16 protein-coding genes and 2 pseudogenes are annotated in these 19,740 nt (G+C 73.2%); 8 read left to right on the plus strand and 10 right to left on the minus strand.

All coding sequences use genetic code 11. The features are described from left to right. Positions 1-39 precede the first annotated feature (39 nt). Positions 40-297, plus strand: a pseudogene (locus tag JF597_RS07580) (phosphoketolase); the annotation flags it as partial. Positions 298-381: 84 nt separating this feature from the next. Here the strand turns inward: JF597_RS07580 and JF597_RS07585 are convergent. From JF597_RS07585 to JF597_RS07600, 4 genes and pseudogenes are all read right to left on the minus strand, one after another. Next, positions 382-846 (minus strand): pyridoxamine 5'-phosphate oxidase family protein, encoded by a 465-nt coding sequence (locus JF597_RS07585; protein ID WP_293990886.1) that lies wholly within the window; start codon positions 844-846, stop codon positions 382-384. 181 nt (positions 847-1,027) lie between these two features. Further along, positions 1,028-1,414: a hypothetical protein gene (locus tag JF597_RS07590; RefSeq protein ID WP_293990888.1), complete on the minus strand. Its 387-nt coding sequence runs from the start codon at positions 1,412-1,414 to the stop codon at positions 1,028-1,030. A 43-nt stretch (positions 1,415-1,457) separates the two neighbouring features. Further along, a complete protein-coding gene (locus JF597_RS07595) occupies positions 1,458-1,811 on the minus strand; it encodes a putative PEP-binding protein (RefSeq protein WP_293991015.1) in 354 nt (117 codons plus the stop codon). A gap of 21 nt (positions 1,812-1,832) precedes the next feature. Further along, a pseudogene (locus JF597_RS07600) lies at positions 1,833-2,330 on the minus strand (PEP/pyruvate-binding domain-containing protein); the annotation flags it as partial. 236 nt (positions 2,331-2,566) lie between these two features. Between JF597_RS07600 and JF597_RS07605 the strand changes: the two are divergent. Both JF597_RS07605 and JF597_RS07610 read left to right on the plus strand, forming a co-directional pair. Next, entirely contained in the window at positions 2,567-4,312 is a 1,746-nt protein-coding gene (locus JF597_RS07605; RefSeq protein ID WP_293990890.1) for a GAF domain-containing sensor histidine kinase, read from the plus strand. Positions 4,313-4,508: 196 nt separating this feature from the next. Next, complete coding sequence (locus JF597_RS07610) at positions 4,509-4,925, plus strand: Hsp20/alpha crystallin family protein (protein WP_293990892.1); 417 nt, start codon at positions 4,509-4,511, stop codon at positions 4,923-4,925. A 184-nt stretch (positions 4,926-5,109) separates the two neighbouring features. Here the strand turns inward: JF597_RS07610 and JF597_RS07615 are convergent, their stop codons facing one another. Beyond that, positions 5,110-5,775: a CBS domain-containing protein gene (locus JF597_RS07615; RefSeq protein ID WP_293990894.1), complete on the minus strand. Its 666-nt coding sequence runs from the start codon at positions 5,773-5,775 to the stop codon at positions 5,110-5,112. A gap of 567 nt (positions 5,776-6,342) precedes the next feature. Between JF597_RS07615 and JF597_RS07620 the strand changes: the two genes are divergently transcribed. Further along, complete coding sequence (locus JF597_RS07620; protein ID WP_293990896.1) at positions 6,343-7,194, plus strand: universal stress protein; 852 nt, start codon at positions 6,343-6,345, stop codon at positions 7,192-7,194. Between the two features lie 163 nt (positions 7,195-7,357). Further along, positions 7,358-9,757, plus strand: a complete 2,400-nt coding sequence (locus tag JF597_RS07625) for a glycosyl hydrolase family 65 protein (RefSeq protein WP_293990898.1) — start codon at positions 7,358-7,360, stop codon at positions 9,755-9,757. 180 nt (positions 9,758-9,937) lie between these two features. Here JF597_RS07625 and JF597_RS07630 read toward each other — a convergent pair whose 3' ends face one another. After that, positions 9,938-10,417 (minus strand): CBS domain-containing protein, encoded by a 480-nt coding sequence (locus JF597_RS07630; RefSeq protein WP_293990900.1) that lies wholly within the window; start codon positions 10,415-10,417, stop codon positions 9,938-9,940. An 11-nt stretch (positions 10,418-10,428) separates the two neighbouring features. Beyond that, a complete protein-coding gene (locus tag JF597_RS07635) occupies positions 10,429-11,430 on the minus strand; it encodes a nitroreductase (RefSeq protein WP_293990902.1) in 1,002 nt (333 codons plus the stop codon). Between the two features lie 354 nt (positions 11,431-11,784). Here JF597_RS07635 and JF597_RS07640 point away from each other — a divergent pair, with 354 nt between their 5' ends. From JF597_RS07640 to JF597_RS07650, 3 genes are all read left to right on the plus strand, one after another. Next, complete coding sequence (locus JF597_RS07640; protein ID WP_293990904.1) at positions 11,785-13,518, plus strand: GAF domain-containing protein; 1,734 nt, start codon at positions 11,785-11,787, stop codon at positions 13,516-13,518. Positions 13,519-13,869: 351 nt separating this feature from the next. Next, entirely contained in the window at positions 13,870-14,358 is a 489-nt protein-coding gene (locus tag JF597_RS07645) for a flavin reductase family protein (protein WP_293990906.1), read from the plus strand. A 162-nt stretch (positions 14,359-14,520) separates the two neighbouring features. Beyond that, positions 14,521-15,672, plus strand: a complete 1,152-nt coding sequence (locus JF597_RS07650; RefSeq protein ID WP_293990907.1) for an acyl-CoA dehydrogenase family protein — start codon at positions 14,521-14,523, stop codon at positions 15,670-15,672. On the opposite strand, the gene JF597_RS07655 is transcribed toward JF597_RS07650, so the two are convergent. The 3 genes from JF597_RS07655 to JF597_RS07665 all read right to left on the minus strand — a co-directional run bounded on the left by JF597_RS07655 (position 15,666) and on the right by JF597_RS07665 (position 19,724). Continuing rightward, entirely contained in the window at positions 15,666-16,220 is a 555-nt protein-coding gene (locus tag JF597_RS07655) for a PaaI family thioesterase (RefSeq protein WP_293990909.1), read from the minus strand. The two genes, JF597_RS07650 and JF597_RS07655, sit on opposite strands and share 7 nt — an antisense overlap. A gap of 91 nt (positions 16,221-16,311) precedes the next feature. Further along, positions 16,312-17,286 carry an LLM class flavin-dependent oxidoreductase gene (locus JF597_RS07660; RefSeq protein WP_293990911.1) on the minus strand — a complete coding sequence of 325 codons (975 nt, stop codon included), beginning with the start codon at positions 17,284-17,286 and terminating at the stop codon, positions 16,312-16,314. Beyond that, positions 17,283-19,724 carry a GNAT family N-acetyltransferase gene (locus JF597_RS07665; protein WP_293990913.1) on the minus strand — a complete coding sequence of 814 codons (2,442 nt, stop codon included), beginning with the start codon at positions 19,722-19,724 and terminating at the stop codon, positions 17,283-17,285. Before JF597_RS07665 ends, JF597_RS07660 begins: the two co-directional genes overlap by 4 nt. Between the last annotated feature and the right edge of the window lie 16 nt (positions 19,725-19,740).

Here is a 19,740-nt window from a genome sequence, read left to right on the forward strand (position 1 = left end):
CGCCGTGACCGGCCTGGCCGACCCCGCCGCCTACGCCCCGCTGTGCGGGTGGTCGACGTCGTCGACCTGACCCGGCTGCTGCCGAAGGACGAACACCCGCACGGGACGACCGACGTCGAGTACGGCTGCTCGTTCACCGCCGACAGACCGGTGGTCTTCGCCCACCACGGCTGCCCCCGGCTGATCCACCGCCTCGCCCACCGCCGTACCGGCCGCCCGCACCTGCCCGTGCGCGGCTACAAGGAGCCGGGGACCGCGACCACGCCGTTCGACATGGTCGAAGGCGAAGTCGACCGCGGCGCGGCCGGACGCGGTTGCGGGTCCGGCACGGCATGCCGAGCCCGGACCAGCCGGTCGCGGTCGTACCGCACGACTGACCCCTCAGCCGTCGTCGCCGACGAGGGCGATGCCGGTCACCGGGTCGGGACGAGTGCGGACCGCGTGTTCCATGGTCCGGTTCAGCCGGTTCAGCCAGGGGCGCAACAATCCCTCGTAGCGGGCGAGTTCGCGCGGGTCGGTGACCAGGTGCGCGTAGCCGGTGACCACCACGCTCCAGCCCAGGTGGGTTTCGGAATCGATGGCGTCCGCCTCGTAGGCGACCACGACCCCGGCGCCGTCGGCCGGCCGGGTGCGGGAGGTGAGAGCGGCGCTCTCGTGGGTGCGGATGACGATGTCGCCGTCGACCAGCACATGGTTGACCGGGCGGACGGTGGGCAGGGCCTGCCGGGTGAAGACGATCCGTCCCAGGGACACCGAGCCCAGCAGGCGCAGTGCCTGCGCGCTGTCGAGCTCGACGCTTCTGCGCGCACCCGGCGAAGCGGCGGGTGCGCCGTCCCCGTCGGCCATGGCGGGGCTCCGTCGGTGAGTCGCGCCGCAAGGCGCGGGCGGGGTTCGTCGACGTGGTGCGGACCGGTCGTACGGACGGAGCGACACCGCGGGGGATCGGTGCCGCTCCTGACCCAACTCTCCCTCCGGCCGTGCTGCGGCGCAGGTGCCGTTGGTCCCACGTCCTGGGCCGGATCGGCCCTTACGTGGCGGACGGGGTGTCCTCGTCCGGTCCCGCGGGCCCGCCGCGCCACGGCGGCGGCGCGGCCGACCGGCGGGCCGTGTCCGTGCGGTCCGCCCGCGCCTGCGCACGGGCCCGCACCCGGTCCTCGAGCCGGTCACCGAGTTCGTGGGCGGTGGTCTCCTCCGCGTGCACGACGACCACGCTCCCGGCCACCAGGAGCCGGGCCGTGGCCGACCACGGCCGCCGGACGTGCGGCGCGGCCGCCCGGACGACGGTCAACGGGCCCTCGGCGGGCGGCAACCCGAGCCGGTCGAAAGCCGCGTCGACCTTCGACCGGACATAGCCGGGCGCGTCCTCGTCCACCTCGCCCTGGGCCCGCACCCGTACCGCGTCTCCGATGGTCATGTGCGCCACGTCCTTTCCGTTCTTTCGTGTACTGACAGGGTGTTCACCGGCTGTCGCTGACGCCGGTCTGGGCAAGGGCGGCCCGTCCGGCCTCCAGCCGGGCCACCGGGACGCGGAAGGGCGAGCAGGAGACGTGGTCCAGGCCCGCCGCGTGGAAGAAGTGCACCGACTCGGGGTCGCCGCCGTGTTCGCCGCACACGCCGATCTCCAGGTCGGGGCGCGCGGCACGGCCCTCGTCGACGGCGATCCGGACCAGCCGGCCCACGCCCTCGCGGTCGATCGTCTCGAACGGCGAGGAGGCGAAGACGCCACGGTCGAGGTAGGCGGAGAAGAACGCCGCCTCGACGTCGTCGCGCGAGAAGCCCCAGGTGGTCTGGGTCAGGTCGTTCGTGCCCAGCGAGAAGAACGCGGCCTACGTCTCCACCAGCCAGGCGAGGTCGCTCGCGTCGAGATGGACGTCGTCCGGTGCGTCCCGGGCCTCCCTGAGCAGGCAGATGGCCTCTTCGAAGAGGGCCGGGTCGACACCCATCACCGTGCTGCCGAACATCTGGACGAGCCGGCAGTAGGAGTCCCAGGCGAAGCGCTCACTGCCGGACGCCTTCGCCAGGCCCTGCACCGTGTCGTCGTTCAGGCCGATGTCCAGGACCGTCTCCATCATGCCCGGCATGGAGAACCGGGCGCCGGAGCGCACGGACAGCAGCAGCCGGTCGTCCCGTTGCCCCAGCGACCGTCCGGCGGCGGTCTCCAGGCCCGACAGGTGCCGGGCGATCTCCTCGGCCATGCCCTCGGGCGACACACCGTCGGCCAGAAAGGCCCGGCAGGCCTCGGTGGTCACCGTGAAACCGGGCGGGACCGGCAGGCCCAGCCGGGTCATCTCGGCGAGGTTCGCACCCTTGCCACCGAGGAGCTCGGCCATGTCACGGCCGCCCTCGGCGGAGTCGTACACCTATCGGACCATGACGCCGGTCTCCGGTCTCCTAGGTCTGGCTCGGGGCTGGTCTCAGCTCAAGCGTCGACCGGGCCGGGCTGCCCGGGCAGGTGCTGTCCGTCCTCACCGGTGGGCCGAACGGCCCACCTGGACTTGCCCCGTTCCCGGTGCCCTCCGCCGACGCCGACCGCTAACGTGTCCCATGACCGGACCTGCCGGTATGCATGAGTCGACAGGATCTGGAGGACGAGGTGGAAGGCTCCGAGGAAGCCCGCGTACGGCTGCCCCAGCTCAGGCTCGACGAGCTGCTGGACGAGCTGCAGGCCCGGCTGGACGCGGCCCGCGGCACCCGCGACCGGGTGCACAGCCTGCTGGAGGCGGTCCTCTCCGTCGGCCGGGAGCTGGACCTGGAGCAGGCGCTGCACAGCATCGTGGAAGCGGCGGCGGTGCTGGTGGACGCCGAGTACGCCGCCCTGGGCGTGATCGGGCCCGACGGCAAGCGGCTGTCCGCCTTCCACACGGTAGGCGTCACCGAGGAGCAGATCGCCCGGATCGGTCCTTTTCCGGAAGGCCACGGCATCCTCGGGGAACTGATCCGCAACCCCGAACCGTTGCGGCTTCCCAAGCTCTCCGAACACCCCGCGTCGTACGGCTTCCCGCCCAACCATCCGCCGATGAACACGTTCCTCGGCGTCCCCATCCGGGTCCGCGAGCAGGTCTTCGGCAATCTGTACCTGACCGAGAAGCGGGGCGGGGCCCAGTTCGACGAGGAGGACGCGTCGGTCACGTCGACGCTGGCCGTGGCCGCCGGTGTCGCCATCGACAACGCGCGGCTCTACGAGGAGTCACGACAGCGGGAGCGGTGGCTGCGGGCCAACGCGGAGATCACCCACAGCCTGATGTCGGGCGGTGACCTGACCAAAGCCCTGGTCCTGATCGCCGAGCGGGCGAGGGACATCACGGGGTCGGCGCTGGCCGCCGTGGCGATGCCCATGGAGGGAGCGGGTTCGCTCGGCGTGGAGATCGCCGTCGGCATGGACGCGGACCACCACCGGGGGCTGGTGCTCCCGCTGGACCGGACCCTCATGGGCCTGGCGTTCGCCGGCGCGGCCCCGGTGTCCAGCCAGGACGTCGGGCACGACGACCGGGTCAGTCAGGAGCCGCCGCGTTTCCAGGGGCTCGGCCCCGCGGTGGCCGTTCCCATCGGCACCGGCGACGGCGGTGTGCGGGGTGTGCTGCTGCTGGCCCGTGAGACCGGCGGCACCATCTTCTCCACGGAGGAGACCGATACGTTGCAGGGCTTCGCGGCGCAGGCGGCGATCGCGCTGGAGCTGGCCGAGCGCCGCCGGGACGCCGAGGAGATCGCGGTCCTCCAGGATCGCGACCGGATCGCCCGCGACCTGCACGACCTGGCCATCCAGCGGCTCTTCGCCACCGGGATGACCCTGCAGAGCGCCGGCCGTCTCATCGAGCACACCGAGGCGTCCGAGCGGGTGCTGCGGGCCGTGGACGACCTCGACGAGACCATCAAGATCATCAGGTCGACGATCTTCGGGCTGCGCGCCCGTGCGGACGGTGCCGGGACGGGCCTGCGGGCCCGTGCGGTGCGGGTGGCGGGCGAGGCGGCGCCGGTGCTCGGCTTCGCCCCGAGTCTGCGCATGGACGGACTGCTCGACACCGACGTGCCCAGGGAGATCGCCGACCACGCCGTGGCCGTCCTCGCCGAGGCCCTGACCAACGTCGCCCGGCACGCCCGCGCCGACCGGGCCGAGGTGAGTCTCTCGACCGACGGGCGGGAACTGGTGCTGACCGTCCGGGACGACGGTGTGGGCATTCCGCCCGAGGGCCGCCGCAGCGGCCTCGCCAACATGGCGGAGCGGGCCGCCGAACTCGGCGGCAGCCTGGAGTGGGACTCTCCCGCAGGCGGCGGAACCACACTGGTGTGGCGGGTGCCGGTCAAAGCCCCTTAGGACTCCCGGACCGCGGGGACTCCGGACCGCTGCCGGGGGCCGCCCGGCCTGTGTCCGTGCGGCGATGCGGCCGAGCCCGGAGGTGTCACGACACGGCGCCGGCCTCTGGAGGCCGCCGTGACCGGCACTTCGGCGGCGGCAAGAACTGGTCCACGGACAGGGGCCGACCGGAACCCGGATCGGGACCCTCGGCCCCATGCCGTCACAACTCCCCTGCCCGACGCTGGAGATGAGCGCGAGCGAGGGGAGGCACAGCATGAGCGGCATGCTGGAGCGCCGGCCCGGCCGGCCGGTGCTGCCCGACCTGTTCGGCTGGGCGGAGTCCGGCTTCCCGGGAGCACACGGGGCTCCGGTCCTGCACGGCATCCGGGTCGAGGAGCACTTCACGGACGGCACGTACCTGCTGCGGGCCGAACTCCCGGGCGCCGCCCCCGCCCAGGACGTCGAGATCACCATCGCCGAGGGCGTTCTGAGCGTGCGGGCCGAGCGCCCGGAGAAGACCGGCGAGAAGCACTGTACGCAGTTCCGCTACGGCACGTCCGCACGCTCCGTCCGGCTGCCGTGGGAGCCAGGGGCGACGAGGCGACGGCGGAGCACAAGGACGGTGTCATGACCATCGCGGTCCCGGTCCCGGTCCCGCAGGAGAAGGCGGGGACCAGGACCCTCCCCGTGCGGACGGGCTGACTCGAGGGGGGACGCCCCACCGCACGAGGTGTGCGCGGCCGGCGGTGACCGGCCGCGCACACTGCTGTGCCCACTCCGGCCGACGGGCCGTCGGCGCGGGTCTCCACCGCGCGTCAGCCGGTGCCGTTCCTGACGGAGACGGGGGCCAGCCGGCAGCGCACGTCGACCACGCCTTCCACGGCGCGTGCCAGGCGTTCGGCGACCGGCGCCAGAGCTGTGCCGTCGATCCAGCCGGTGAGGGTGACGACGCCTTCGGCGACCTCGACCTGGATGTGGTCGGCGGAGAGGGGGAACAGCCGGTCGACCACATCCCGGCGTACCTCTTCGGTGAGCTCCTCGTCCTCGCGGAGGAACACCTTGAGCAGGTCCGCACGGCTGGCGATGCCCTCCAGCATGCCGACGCCGTCCACGACGGGCAGCCGCTTGACCCCGCGCCGCGCCATGATGCGCGCGGCCTCCGCCAGCGTGGCGTCTGCGTGCACGGTCACCGCGGGCGTGCTCATCAGTTCCCCGGCGGTCACCCCGCCGGCCTTGGCCAGGTCCGCAAGCCGCTCCCGTTGGACGAACAGGTCCGGGTCGCTGTCCCGGAACTCCTCCTTCGGCAGCAGATCGGCCTCGGACACGACGCCGATCACCCTGCCCTCGCCCTCCAGCACCGGAAGGGCACTGACCTTCCACTGGTCCATCAGCGCGACGACGTCCTTGAACGGGGCGTCACGGCCGACGGCGACAGCGCTGCGGGTCATCACGTCGCCGACGGTGTGCGGGCTGCCGTGCATGATTGCCTCCTCGGAACTCTCTCCCAGCCTGAGCCCGACGCGGCCGGCGCACCAAGGGCCGTCCAGACCCTCCCGAAGGGACTCTTCGGCCCATGGCGATCCTGGCGGGACGGGTCCCGCCAGGATCGCCGGAGGGCCGTAGCTCCCGGCCCACGCCTCCCGGCCCACGCCGCCGCGGTCCCGGACCGTCGACCGACCGCGCCCGCCCACGGCCACGGGCGCGGCGTACCCGGTGCACGGTGAACCGGACGCTGCGACCGCGCCGCGCGACCGCGGCGACCGGACCCCGGCGGCGTGGGCCGGACGGTCCCGGACAGGGGACGACCCGCACCCTCGCGCGGACCGCTCGGCGTCCTCACCGCCGACGGAGTCGGCTGTGCCCGAGGGGAACGATCCCCACTAGGGAGGGCGAGGACGGTGTCCCGCCCGTGGCCGCTCCTCCACGGGGCTCAACGGGTACCCGAACGGACCGAGTGGCCCTCCTGCCGACCGCCTGCCGGTGCGAAGGTGAAAGGGGGAACCACCTGCCCCCGAGAGGCGGCAGTCCTAGGAAAGGCGGTGAGGACGATGACGCTTCCGCTGGTCGTAGGCGTCGACGGATCGGACGGCAGCCTGCAGGCGGTCGACTGGGCGGCGGCCGAGGCCGCCCGTCACGACGTCCCGCTGCGGCTGGTGTACGCATCCCTCTGGGAGCGCTACGAGGGTGGTGTCCCCGGGATCGGTGCGGAGCGCCCTTCCGAACGTGTGCTGGCCGAGCACATCGTCGCCTCGGCGGCGGACCGCGCGGCCCGGCGCGCCCCGGACGTGAAGGTCACCACCGACATCCTCCCCGAGGACCCGGTGGAGGCCCTCCTGCACGAGGGCAACAACGCCTCCCTGCTCATCACAGGATCGCGTGGCCGCGGCGAGTTCCAAGGTCTGCTCCTCGGCTCGGTCGGGCTGGCGGTCGCGGGCCGGGCGCACTGCCCCGTGGTCGTGGTCCGCGGGGACAGGGCGGGCCTGTCGGGCATCCATGAACGGATCCTGCTCGGCGCCGGCGACCCGGCCTCCGGCGGTGCTGCCGCCCACTTCGCCTTCCGCGAGGCGGCGGCGCGCGGATGCACCCTGGACGTGGTCCGCGCCTGGCGTCGTCCCCTCACGGCGGAGGAACCCGCCCGGGAGGCCGAGCCGCACGCCTCGGCCCTGCTCGACACACTCCTGCGCGAACTCATGGCCGAGCACCCCGACGTCCGGGTGCGCAGTGTGACGGTCGAGGGCCCGGCCCACCGGATCCTGGTGCACCGATCGGCCGCCGCCGACCTCGTGGTCCTGGGCGCCCGCCGCCGGCACGGCCACCGCGGCCTGCAGCTCGGCCGGGTGGCCCACACCCTGCTGCACCACGCGGACTGCCCGGTGGCCGTCGTACCGCAGACAGCGTGATCGCCGCCCCCGGTGCGCGCCTGAGGGAATGCCGATGGCCGCCCGGGCCCACGGCCCGGGCGCTCCGGCGCCGCGCGACGTCGGCCCTTTCGACGCCCTGGCCGACGGCGGGACGGCCGGGCCGGGGCGAGCGGGCGAACCGGGTCGTGAGGGGAGGACCGCGGTGAGGTGGGAGTACGACGGCTACGTGCCCGCCGACGAGCGGCTCAGGGAGTCGCTGTGCACGCTCGGCAACGGCCGCTTCGCGACCCGGGGCGCCCTGCCCGAGTGCGCCGCGGACGACGTGCACTACCCCGGCACCTACGTGGCCGGCTGCTACGACCGGCTCACCTCGGACGTGGCGGGACACCGGGTCGAGAACGAGGACCTGGTCAACCTGCCGAACTGGCTGCCCCTGCGGTTCCGGCTGCCCGGCGCGGACTGGCTCAGCCCGGACACCGCGCCCGTGCTGGAGCACCGTCAGGTCCTGCACCTGGCCGACGGGACGCTGGAGCGCCGGACCCGCTACGGGCTCGGTGGCGGACGGGTGCTGCACATCCGTCAGCACCGGCTGGTGCACATGGCGGACCCGTATCTCGCCGCCCTGCGCACCGAGTTCACCGCCGAGGGCTTCGCCGGGGAGCTGGAGGTCGAGGCGGCGCTCGACGGGAGCGTCCGCAACGCCGGGGTGCCGCGCTACCGGGACCTGGCCGACGACCACCTGACCTCCGTGCGCACCGGTACCGCCGGGACGGACACGGTGTGGCTCGGCTGCCGTACCCGCACCTCGGACATCCGGATCGGCATGGCCGCACGACTCACCGCGAACGCCCCGATCTCCCAAGGAAACGGCCTGCTGAAAGCCGTCCTGCGGCTGAGTCTGCCGCTGACGTCCGGCCGTACCCGCACCGTCGACAAGACCGTCGCCCTGCACACCTCCCGCGACCCCGCGATCGGCGTCCCCCTGGAGGCCGCCGTCGACCGGATCGGCGCCGCTCCCGGATTCGACGAACTGCTCGGGACCCACCGCGCCGCCTGGGCCCAGCTGTGGCGCCGCACCGCCCTCGACGTGCCCGGCGAGGCGGGCCGCATCCTGCGGCTGCACCTCTTCCACGTGCTCCAGACACTCTCCCCGCACACCGCCGACCTGGACGTCGGCGTGCCGGCCAGGGGCCTGCACGGCGAGGCCTACCGCGGACACGTCTTCTGGGACGAACTGTTCGTCCTGCCCTTCCTCGACCTGCACTTCCCCGAGGTCTCCAGGGCCCTCCTCCGCTACCGGCACCGGCGCCTGGACCGGGCCTGCGCCGCCGCCCGCGCGATCGGCCGGCGCGGCGCGATGTACCCGTGGCAGAGCGCCGCCGACGGACGCGAGGAGTCGCAGTCGCGGCACCTGAACCCACGCTCCGGACGCTGGCTGCCGGACCACTCGCACCTCCAGCGGCACGTCGGCCTGGCGGTGGCCTACAACGTGTGGCGGTACGGCGAGTCGAGCGGCGACACCGAGTTCCGGCACACCAAGGGCGCCGAGATGCTCCTGCAGATCGCCCGGTTCTGGGCCGACTCGGCCACCTGGGACGACCGCCTAGGACGCCACCGCATCCGCGGTGTGATGGGCCCGGACGAGTACCACGACGCCTACCCCGGCGCCTCCGGGCCCGGCCTCGACGACAACGCCTACACGAACGTCACCGCCGCCTGGGTCCTCGCCCGCACCCTGGAACTGCTGGACACCCTGCCCGAGCCGCGCCGCCGCGAACTCACCGAACGCACCGGCCTGGACGATGCGGAACTCCGACGGTGGGAGGAGGTGTCGCGCACGCTCCACGTCCCCTTCCACGACGGAGTCATCAGCCAGTTCGAGGGCTACGGCGGACTCGCCGAACTCGACTGGCCCGGATACCGCAGGCGCTACGGCGACATCCGCCGCCTCGACCGGATCCTCGAGGCCGAGGGCGACACCGTCAACCGCTACAAGGCCTCCAAGCAGGCCGACGTCCTGATGCTCGGCTACCTCTTCTCACCCGCCGAACTCCGCGCTCTGTTCAAGCAGTTGGGCCACGAACTCGACGAGGAGACCTGGACCCGCACGGTCGACCACTACCTGCGCCGCACCAGCCACGGCTCCACCCTCAGCGGCCTGGTGCACGGCTGGGTGCTGGCCCGCGCCCGCCGCGCCGATGCCTGGACGTTCGTTCAGGAGACCCTGCGCGGCGACATCGCCGACGTCCAGGGCGGCACCACCGGCGAGGGCATCCACCTGGGCGCGATGGCGGGCACCCTGGACCTCGTGCAGCGCGGGCTGACCGGGCTGGAGACCCGGGACGCAGCGCTCTGGCTCGACCCGGTGCCGCTGCCGGAACTGTCGTCGTACGGCATGTCCCTTCGTTACCGGGGACATTGGGGCGTACGGCTGCGGCTGCGGCGCGGGCGGCTGGAGGTCACCGTGCCGTCGTCCGACGAGTCGCCCATCGACATCCGGCTGCCGGACCGTGCGGTGTGCGTCGAGCCGGGGGACACCTGCGTGCTGGTGCTCCCGGACGGCAACGGTCCGCCCGCGCCCGGGCCGACCGGCCCCGGGTGAGGCCCGGGCGGCCCGCCGCGTGACGGCGCTGGTGCCCGAGGGGCTGCCGGCGACGCTGCCGGTCTCCCCGGCGATGGGGCTGCGCCGGACGGCTCGGCCGCTCTCGCCCGGGGTGCGCCCGGCGGCCCCGGACTCCGCGGTGACCGCGGGCGGTCTCCGGCACGTCCACCTCCCGCTCGGTCAGCCGGTGGCCGACGACGAGCCGGCCTGCGAGGTTCCGCCCGCGCAGTCGCGCCCGGACGGCTCCTGAAGCACGGTCCGGGCGACCGGCCCCAGCAGGTCGGCCAGCCGGCGGAAGACGTCGAGGAACAGGTCGTCGACCGTCAGTACGCCCACCACCCGGCCCAGCTCGAGGACCGGCAGCCGGCGTACGCCGGTGCGGCGGAACGCCCGGTAGGCCGCCTGGAGGTCGTCGCCCGCGTCCACGGTGACCACCCGGTCGGACATGACCGCATCCACCGCCGCGTTCCGGTCCAGGCCGCCGCCCAGGCCGCGCAGGGCGATGTCCCGGTCGGTGACGACACCGACGAGCACGCCTTCGCCGTCGACGACGACGACCGACCCGACCGCGGCTTCCGCCATCCGGCGGGCCGCCTCCGCCAGCCGCACGTCCGGCGCGACCGTCACCGGCGGGGCGGTCATCACCTCGGAGACCTTCATACGACAACTCCTCATACCGGATCTCGGACGACGTCGAGCACCTCGTTCACCGGGCGCCGGGGGCTGGGGTGGCCCTCCGGGCCGTAACCGAGACGGATCACCATCTGCACATGGGCCATGCCGGAACTCGGGTCGCGGGTCACCCACCGCAGCTCGGGCCACTCCAGGGTCTGGGAGGTCATCGAGGTGACCAGCCCGCCGGCCGTGGCCACGAGCAGGACCCGCTCCAGCGCCTGACCCGCGCGCAGCCAGTCCGCCGGCCCGTCGCGACCGGTACCCAGCAGCGCGAGGTGCGGGTTCCTCTCGTACACCGCCCAGCCGCGTCCGGGTACCGGCCGGCCTGCGGCGAAGTCGCGCACCGGGGTCGCCGGACCGTACCGGCCGGGACCGAACGCCTCGGCGGGTATGCCGTCCGACGCCCGTCGGGAATCCGCCGGCCCGGTCCGGGCCCAGCGGGCCGTCTCGGCGCGCAGGACGGGGTCCAGCGCCTCGCGGCCCTCGGCGTCCTGCACCAGTTCCAGCAGTTCCTGCACATGCCAGACGCCGGGGAAGAACAGCTGCGCGCCCTCGGCGCCTGCGGCTTCGCACATCCGGTCCTGCAGGCCGGCCGGCAGGGGCCGCTCGCTGAAGGGACGGCGGCTGGAGTGGCGCCGGGGGATCGCCGGATACAGGGCCGCGAGGGTCTGATCAGGCGGTTCGGCACCGTTCAGGGCCACTTCGGCGAGCAGTGCCGGGTCCGCCGGGTCCGGCAGCAGCCGTACGACCGGGGTCCGTCCGGCCGCGGCGGCGGCCACGCGCAGGTTGAACAGGGCGGCCCCGCAGCCCATGTGCAGGCCGCGGGTGTCCGGGTCGGTGCGCGGCAGCGCGCGCGACAGGTCGGCGTACAGGCGCAGAACCCCTTGGCCGGCGAGGTGACGGAAGTTCCAGGGCTGCGCGTTGTGCAGCGACGGTGCCGCCGTGGCATCGGCCACGAGTGTGGCGAGCGTGTGCGCGTCCACGTCCTGAGCGGTCACGGTGACTCCCTTCGCCGGGCCCCGCTTCCAGCGTGGACGATCCCCACCGTGGCGCGGCATGGGCCGCATGGACCCGGCGAGGGACCGAGTGGACCCGGGCCGCCGTCCGGATGATGCGGCCCCCACACCTCGCCGTCCCCGGCCGCGATGCCCTCCGCGGCGCCGTGCCCCGCCTGGTCGAGAGTCGTCTGCGCGAACCAGTCGTACTCCGTGCTCCCGACGGAGTGCGAACGCCGCATGACCGCTCTCGCCGCCCGTAGCCGGAGTATGCGCTCCGCGCTCCGAGGTCTACGGTGAGAGTGCAGCGACTCGACGTCTCCTCGCCGACGCACCGACGGGCCCAGGAGGAACGTGGTGACCAGCCCCGGGAGTGATCGCGTACAGCTGCCGCAGTTGAGGCTCGACGAACTGCTGGAAGAGCTGCAGGCACGGGTGGACGCGGCCCGAACCACCCGTGACCGGGTGCACAGCCTGCTGGAAGCGGTGCTCACGGTCGGGCGCGACCTGGATCTGGAACACGCCCTGCGCACCATCGTGGACGCGGCCGCCGCACTCGTGGATGCCGAGTACGCCGCTCTCGGGGTCATCGGACCCGACGGCAGGACCCTCTCGGCGTTCCACACCGTCGGCGTGAGCGAGACGCAGATCGCCGAGATCGGCGCCCACCCGCAGGGGCACGGCATCCTCGGTGAGCTGATCCGTGATCCTGAGCCGCTGCGGCTGACGAGACTCGGTGACCACCCGGCCTCGTACGGTTTCCCGTCCCACCACCCGCCGATGAACAGCTTCCTCGGCGTCCCGATCCGCGTCCGCGGCCGAGTCTTCGGCAACCTGTACCTCACCGAGAAGCGCGGCACGGCCGCGTTCGGCGAGGAGGACGAGGCGATCGTGTCCACCCTGGCCGTGGCCGCCGGCATGGCCATCGACAACGCCCGGCTGTACGCGGACTCCCGGCTGCGTGAACGCTGGCTGCGGGCGAACGCCGACATCGCCCACAGCCTGATGTCCGGCAGCCCGCGGGCCGAAGCGCTCGGCCTGATCGCGGACCGGGCCCGGGAGATCACCGGTTCGGCACTGGCCGCGGTCGCGACACCGATGGCGGAGACCAAGACGCTCACCGTGGAGATCGCCGTCGGACTTGACGCGGAGGCCCACCAGGGGCTCGTGCTGCCCCTGTACGGAAGCCTGATGGGACTGGCCTGCGCCACCGCTGCCCCGGTCGCCAGCGACGATGTCGCCCATGACCCGCGTATCTCCCCGGAACCCCCGCGTTTCCAGGGGCTCGGCCCCGCGGTCGCCGTCCCCATCGGTACACCCGAGGGCGGCACCCGGGGCGTGGTCCTCCTGGCCCGCGAGGCCGGCCGGACCGCGTTCGCCCGGCAGGAGACCGAGTTGCTGCGGGGGTTCTCGGCACAGGCGGCCCTCGCGATGGAACTGGCCGAGCACCGGCAGGACGCCGAACGGATCGCACTGCTCCGGGACCACGACCGGATCGCCCGTGACCTGCACGACCTGGCCATCCAGCGCCTGTTCGCGACGGGGATGACCTTGCAGAGCACGGGACGCTTCATCGAGCACCCCGAGGCCGCGGACCGGGTCGGGCGAGCCGTGGACGATCTCGACGAGACCATCAGGATCATCAGATCGGCCATCTTCGGTCTGCGGACGCGCGAAGGCGCCACCGCCGGCGGGCTGCGGGCGCGGGTGGTGGACGCGGTGGGCGAGGCCGTTCCCACGCTGGGCTTCACCCCGAGTCTGCGGATCGAGGGCCTGCTGGACACCGACGTACCGCGGGTGATCGCCGACGCCATTCTGGCCGTGCTCGCCGAGGCCCTCACCGGCATCGCCCGGCACGCCCGCGCGAGCCGCGCGCAGGTGGGGCTCACGGCAGACGGCCGTGAAGCGGTCCTGACGCTCGCGGACAACGGGACGGGCACCCCGGACGGAGTCCGCGGCGACGGTCTGCGCGCCATGGCCGAGCGGGTGGAACGACTGGGCGGTCACCTGAGCGTGTCCCGTCCCGACCGCGGCGGCACCGAACTGGAGTGGCGGGTCCCGCTGCCTGCGGAGCAGAAACCCCGACGCTGAGTTCCCTTGAGCCGGCCCCCGTCACGCGAACGACCCGGCCCCGTTCTCGCCAGTCGCCACATGCGGCTCACGCCGTTGTGGAGACGGACTTCGACGCCGTCGTCGCCCGGTCGGGGACGTCGTGCCGGTGGGTCGGCCGGGGGCGCCGACGGCCGTGCCGGTGTTGTCGAAAGGCGTCATGGGTGGGGTACGTTGCGGTCGACGTCGAGGCTGCGCTCGGCTGGACCGGTGCGCGCGACGCTCCGCCGGTGACCAGTGGCGTCCCGGATCGACGGGCGCGTGGACCAGCCGGTACCGCAAGCTTCGAAGTCCTGCCCGGCAGCCGACATCCCGAGCCAGGAGCCCAGAACCGTGACCGAACTCGATCCGTTCTCCGACCCGCTCGACTATCCGTTGTACATCGTGACCGCGGAGGCCGCCGGTGAACGGGCGGGCTGTCTGGTCGGATTCGGCTCGCAGTGTTCGATCAGACCGCCCCGCTTCGTGGTCTGGCTGTCCAGGGCCAATCGGACGTTCCGGGTGGCCGAGCAGGCCGAACGGCTCACGGTTCATCTGCTCCGAGGGGACCAGCACCGGTTGGCCCGGCTGTTCGGTGGTGAGACCGGAGATCACCTCGACAAGTTCGCCGATGTCCCATGGCACCCGGGGCCAGGCGGATCTCCCGTCCTCGACGAAGCCCCCGCCTGGTTCGTGGGCCGCGTGCAGGACCGGATCGACGGCGGTGACCACGTCGGATTCCTGCTGGCCCCGGAGACGGTGAGCAGCGGCCCGGGCGGCCGAATCACTCCACTTTTCCTGACGGACGCGCTGGATATCAGGCCTGGCCATCCCGCGAGCTGATCGTCTCCTCCCTTCGCGACGATCAGTCCGTACCCGACGCTCGTCTTCCGCGTCGTGTCAAAGCCTGGAACACCGACTCGGTCGGCCCGCCATGTTCCCCACTATCCGCTAACATAGATTTATTAGGTAGATAAATAAGCTACTCGTGGCGGAGGAGTGGTCGTGGACTTCGGGCTGACTGACGAGCAGGACCTGTTGCGCGCGACGGCACGGCAGTTCGTCGGCGATGTGTGTCCCGCCGAGAAGGCCAAGCAGTGGGACGAGGAGGGCGTCGTGCCGCCCGAGCTGTTCCGTGGCATGGCCGATCTGGGCTGGTTCTCCCTGCCGTTCAGCGAGGAGGAGGGCGGTGACGGCGGCGGACCGCTCGAACTGATCCTGATCGCCGAGGAGCTGGGGCGGGCCAGTTTCGACGTCGCCATGTGCTACATCGGCGTGCTCATCCCCGGCATCACGGTGTTCCGCTGGGGCAGCGAGGCGCAGCGCGACTTCATCCGTGAGGAGGTCATGACGGGACGCCACCGGCTCGCGGTCGGCCTCAGCGAGCCGGACAGCGGTTCGGACGCCGCCGCCCTGCGCACCACCGCCGAGGATCACGGCGACCGCTTCCTGGTACGCGGGCAGAAGGCGTGGTGCACCGGCGCCGGGCTCCCCGACACCACCATCGCGACCTATGTCCGCACGGGGCCCCGCGAGCCCAAGCACGGCGGGATCAGCCTGCTGCTCGTCGACCCGGCGACGCGGGGTGTAGAGGTGCGCCGGACCCCGACCCTCGCCCGGCACATCCTGGGCACCAACGAGGTCTTCTTCAACGACGTCTCCGTGCCCAGGGACAACCTCGTCGGCCCGCGCGACGAGGGCTGGAAGATCATGCTCTCCAACATCGAGCTGGAGAAGGTGATCATCAGCGGCGGCTACCTGGGGGCGGCCCAGGCCACCCTGGACGAGATGCTGGAGTACGCCCGCACCCGGCAGGCCTTCGGCCGCCCGATCGGCAACTTCCAGGCGCTCGCCCATGCCATGGCCGACCTGCAGACCGAGATCGACTCCGCGCGACTGCTCGCGTACCGGGCCGCCTGGCTGCTCGCCCAGGGCAGGCCCTGCACCCGCGAGGGCTCGATGGCGAAGCTGAAGGGCTCGGAGACCTACGTGGCGGCGGCCCGGCTCGGGATGCAGGTCTGCGCGGGCCACGGCTTCTCGACGGAGAGCGTGATGAGCTTCCGTTACCGGGAGTCGATCGTGGCCACCATCTCCGGCGGAACCAGTCAGATCCAGCGCAACGGGATAGCCCGCAGCATGGGACTGCGGTCCTACTGATCCCCGGCGATGCCGTTCTGCTCGGCCAGCCAGCGCTCGTGCCGTGCGAAGTGGCCCCGGTCCCGGGTCACCCAGATCCCGGAGGCCCGGGCCAGCACGGCACCAGCCGGCAGCAGGACCATCTCGCCCGCGATGTACCAGCGCGAGCCCTCGCGGCGCTCCACCCAGGCACGCACCTGGAGCGGGTGCTCCACCGGTACCGGCTTCACGAAGCTCACGGTCAGTTCCGCTGTCACACTCAACACCCGGTGCAGCAGCGGGAGATGGCCGAGGCAGTCGTCCAGCACGGCAGCCGTCCAGCCGCCGTGCGCCACCTCGGGCCCGCCCTCCTGGTCCCGGGGGCAGGCGAGTTCGAACCACGCCACGCCGTTCGCGTCGAGCCGCTCCCGCTCCACGCCGAGCCGGCAGGAGCCGGCACCGCGGCACGCGCCGCACAGCGCCACCCCGCCGGGAGTCCGGGGCGGCTCCTGGAAGTCGGCCCCCGCCCAGTGCGCGGCCGCTGCCGCATCCCCCCGGTCACCGGGGACGGAACCCGCTCGCGTGGACATGACGCAACAACTCCTCGTATCCGAAGGCATCCTGGGCACCCCGGTCATCCCGGTCATCCCGGTCATCCTGGGCCGCCGTGGTCATCCGGGCTCAGGCGTCGGCAAGCAGCGGCCGCAGCTTCCCGGCGACGAGCTGGACCTGGCGGGCCACCATCTCCTCGGGCATTCCGGCCAGTGAGGCCCACAGGAACACCCCTTCCACCGGCAGCCCCGCCACATACGCCCTGATGGCCTGGGCGGTTTCCTGCGGGGTGCCGTAGAGGAACTGGCCGACACCGGTCGCGGTCAGCCCGGTCGCCCGCCACCTCTCGGGGTCGATGGGGCGGGGGACCGGCCGGTCCGTTCCCTCCACCATGTACCGGCGGTAGCTGTCCCACTGGTACGCCAGGTGCTTGCGCACCACCGGCCAGTCGCCCTCGGGATCCTCGGTGACGAACGTCGTGAACGAGCCCTGCATCCGGGCCGTCGACGCGTCGTGGCGGCCCTCGGCGAGGCCTTCCCGGTACGGCGTCAGCAACGCCGGGTTGAGCGACAGCAGTCCCGTGCCGAGCCGGCCGGCCCGGCGTGCGCCCTGCGGGCCCTGGTAGCCGAGCCAGATCGGCAGCGGATCCTGGACTGGGCCGGGAGTCACCAGGGACTCGGCCCACAGGCGCCGGATCTCCCTGACCCGTTGGTCGGTCGTGGTGTAGCGCTTCGCGAGGTCGGCACCGAACAGCCGGTACTCGGGCACCCGGTAGCCGGTGCCGAGGCCGAGGTCCAGGCGGCCGTCGCTGATGATGTCGACGACCGCCGCCTGTTCGGCCAGTTCGGGGGCCGCGTGCAGCGGTGCGGGGACGACCGCGGTGCCCAGCCGCACCCGGCGCGTGCGGGCCGCGGCGGCGGCCGCCATGGTGAGCGGCTGGGGAAGGTAGCCGTCCTCGAAGCCGTGGTGTTCGGAGAACCAGACGGAGTCGATGCCCAGCCGGTCCGCCTCCTCGCACATCTCCAGCGCGAAGCCGTACACCCGCGGCCAACTCCGCTGCCACGGCGGTGGGTTGCGCAGGTCGAAGTAGATGCCCACCTTCACGCCGGAGCGCCTCCTGTCGTGTCGCCCGCGAGCCGGATCGCCGCGTGTGCGACGGCGACCCCCTCCCCGGGCGGCAGCAGCCGCACGGGGCGCAGTTCCAGGGCCTCGATCTCCGGCAGGTCCTCGACCATCGCCGAGACCCGCAGGACCGTCTCCTCCAGAGCCGCCAGATCGACACCCCGGCCCCCCGCCCGGCCGTCCAGCAACGGGGCCGCGCGCAGCGAGCGGACCATCTCGCGGGCGTCGCGGTCGCTCAGCGGGGTGACGCGGTGTGCCACGTCCGCCATGAGGTCGGCGTAGTCCCCGGTGAGGCCGAAGGAGACCACCGGACCGAATACCGGGTCCGCGCCGACGGCTAGGAACGCGTCCAAGCCGGCGTCGCCTGCGTCCGGGACGGTGTCCGGGCCTGTGTCCCGTACGGCGATTCCGTACGCGCCCAGCAACTCGGCGGTGGCCGCTGCCGGGGCCGGGCCGGGGGCGCAGGCGGCGACCAGCGACCGGGCGCGCTCGCTGTCGACTCCCGCGAGTTCCGGAACGACGCCCGCGGGAGTGCTGCGCCAGACCTGGTAGGCCGCCGCGTGTCCGAGCGAGGTGGCCGCCGCCTCGGGGAACGTGTAGGTCGGTACGACGAGTCCGTCCCGGTGCAGCAGATCGGCGACCCCCGCCCCGCCGAGGAAGCTCGTCACCACCGGCTTGTCGGGACGGCCCGCGGCCGCGTCGAGGATCGCCGACGCCACCTCGTCGGCCTTGTCCGCCAGCGGCGGCATGAACAGCACGACGGCCGCGTCGATGCCGTCGTCGGCCAGGACCGCGTCCAGCGCCTCCCGGTAGTGCGCGGCGGTGGCCGCAGGGGTCAGGTCGACGGGGTTGGAGACGTCCGCATGGGGTGCGAGGGCCGAGCGGAGCCGGTGCCGCGTGCGCTCGCCGAGCTCGGGCACGAGCAGCCCGCTCGCCGTGCACGCCCCGGCCGTCAGTGCCGCCGGGCCGCCCGCGTTGGTGATCACGGCGACCCGGTTGCCGGGCGGGGGAGGCTGGTGGGCCAGCAGCAGGGCGACGTCGAAGAGTTCCTGGAGGCTGCGGGTGCGGATCACGCCGGACTGGGCGAACAGCGAGTGCACCGCCGAGTCCTCGGGGCCCGGGTGGACCGCGACGATCGGCTTGCGGGGCGCGACCCGGCGGGCGACGCGGGCGAACCGGCGCGGGTTGCCGAAGGTCTCGACGTGCAGCAGGATCACCGAGGTCGCCGGGTCCTCCTCCCACCACTGGAGGAGGTCGTTGGTGGACACGTCGACGGCGTGGCCCACCGACACGAAGCCGGAGAAGCCGAGGCGCAGCCGCTTGGCGAAGTCCAGCACCGCGAGCCCGAGCGGCCCGGACTGGCTCGACATCGCGACCCGGCCCGGCGTCGGCAGCGCGGGCGAGAACGTCGCCGCCAGCCGTGCCGCGGGGGTCGTGTTGACGACGCCCATGCAGTTCGGGCCCACCAGCCGCATTCCGGAGGCGCGGGCGAACCGGGCCAGCTCCAGCTCGGTCGAGCGGCCTTCGGCCCCGGTCTCCCCGAAGCCGGTCGAGACGACGACCACCGCCCTGGCCCCGGCCTCGGCGCACTCGCGTACGACGGCGGGCACCGCCTCGGCCCGCACGGCCACCAACGCCAGGTCCGGCGGCTCCGGAAGGTCACGGACCCGTGGGTACGCCCGGACCCCGGCGACCTGCTCCGCCCGCGGGTTGACGGGGAACACGCTGCCGCCGAAGCCGCCCCGCAGCAGGTTCGCCACGATCTCGTGTCCGATCGTCAGGGGGCCGCGGTTGGCGCCGATCACGGCGACCGACCGCGGTTCGAGCAGGGGTCTGAGGGATCGCCGTACCACCGTCTGCTCGCGGCGCTCCGCCCGGGCCACGGCCTGGGCCTGCGGGTCGACGGCGATCTCGAAGTGGATGATCTGGCCGGGCGGCCCGGCCTTCACCCGGTAGCCGGAGCCGAGGAAGACGTTGATCATCCGGGTGTTGTCGGCGAGGACGTCGGCATCCAGCACCCTGATGCCCCGGGCCCGGGCGGCCGCCGCGATGTGCTCCAGGAGCAGCCTGCCGAACCCCTCGCTCTGGTGGTCGTCCCGGATGGTGAACGTGACCTCGGCGCGCTCCGGGTCCCCGGTGTCGCGGACGTAGCGGACGAGGCCGGCGATCTCGTCGCCGGCCAGGGCGACGAGTGCCAGCTCGTTGAGGTAGTCCACGTGCGCGCCGCGCCGGATGACGTCGTCGCGGACCCGGACCACCGGGCCGAGGGACCGGTAGGCGAGGGTGGCCCGGGAGAGGCTGCCGACGAAGGCGACCAGGCGGTCCGCGTCCTCGGGCCGGACCGGCCGGACGAAGGTCGACCGTCCGGTCCGGACGAGCCCTGGCCGCTCCAGGTCCTCGGGGTAGGGGGGAGTGGTCACGGTGGTACGCCGCCGC

Source organism: Streptomyces sp., from assembly GCF_019510245.1.
Taxonomy (GTDB): Bacteria; Actinomycetota; Actinomycetes; order Streptomycetales; family Streptomycetaceae; genus Streptomyces.

Bases quoted from the DNA above. Each gene is read 5' to 3' on its own strand.
- JF597_RS07585 (WP_293990886.1), bottom strand. From the start codon at position 846: ATGGCCGACGGGGACGGCGCACCCGCCGCTTCGCCGGGTGCGCGCAGA.
- JF597_RS07590 (WP_293990888.1), bottom strand. From the start codon at position 1,414: ATGACCATCGGAGACGCGGTACGGGTGCGGGCCCAGGGCGAGGTGGAC.
- JF597_RS07605 (WP_293990890.1), top strand. From the start codon at position 2,567: ATGAGTCGACAGGATCTGGAGGACGAGGTGGAAGGCTCCGAGGAAGCC.
- JF597_RS07610 (WP_293990892.1), top strand. From the start codon at position 4,509: ATGCCGTCACAACTCCCCTGCCCGACGCTGGAGATGAGCGCGAGCGAG.
- JF597_RS07615 (WP_293990894.1), bottom strand. From the start codon at position 5,775: ATGCACGGCAGCCCGCACACCGTCGGCGACGTGATGACCCGCAGCGCT.
- JF597_RS07620 (WP_293990896.1), top strand. From the start codon at position 6,343: ATGACGCTTCCGCTGGTCGTAGGCGTCGACGGATCGGACGGCAGCCTG.
- JF597_RS07630 (WP_293990900.1), bottom strand. From the start codon at position 10,417: ATGAAGGTCTCCGAGGTGATGACCGCCCCGCCGGTGACGGTCGCGCCG.
- JF597_RS07655 (WP_293990909.1), bottom strand. From the start codon at position 16,220: ATGTCCACGCGAGCGGGTTCCGTCCCCGGTGACCGGGGGGATGCGGCA.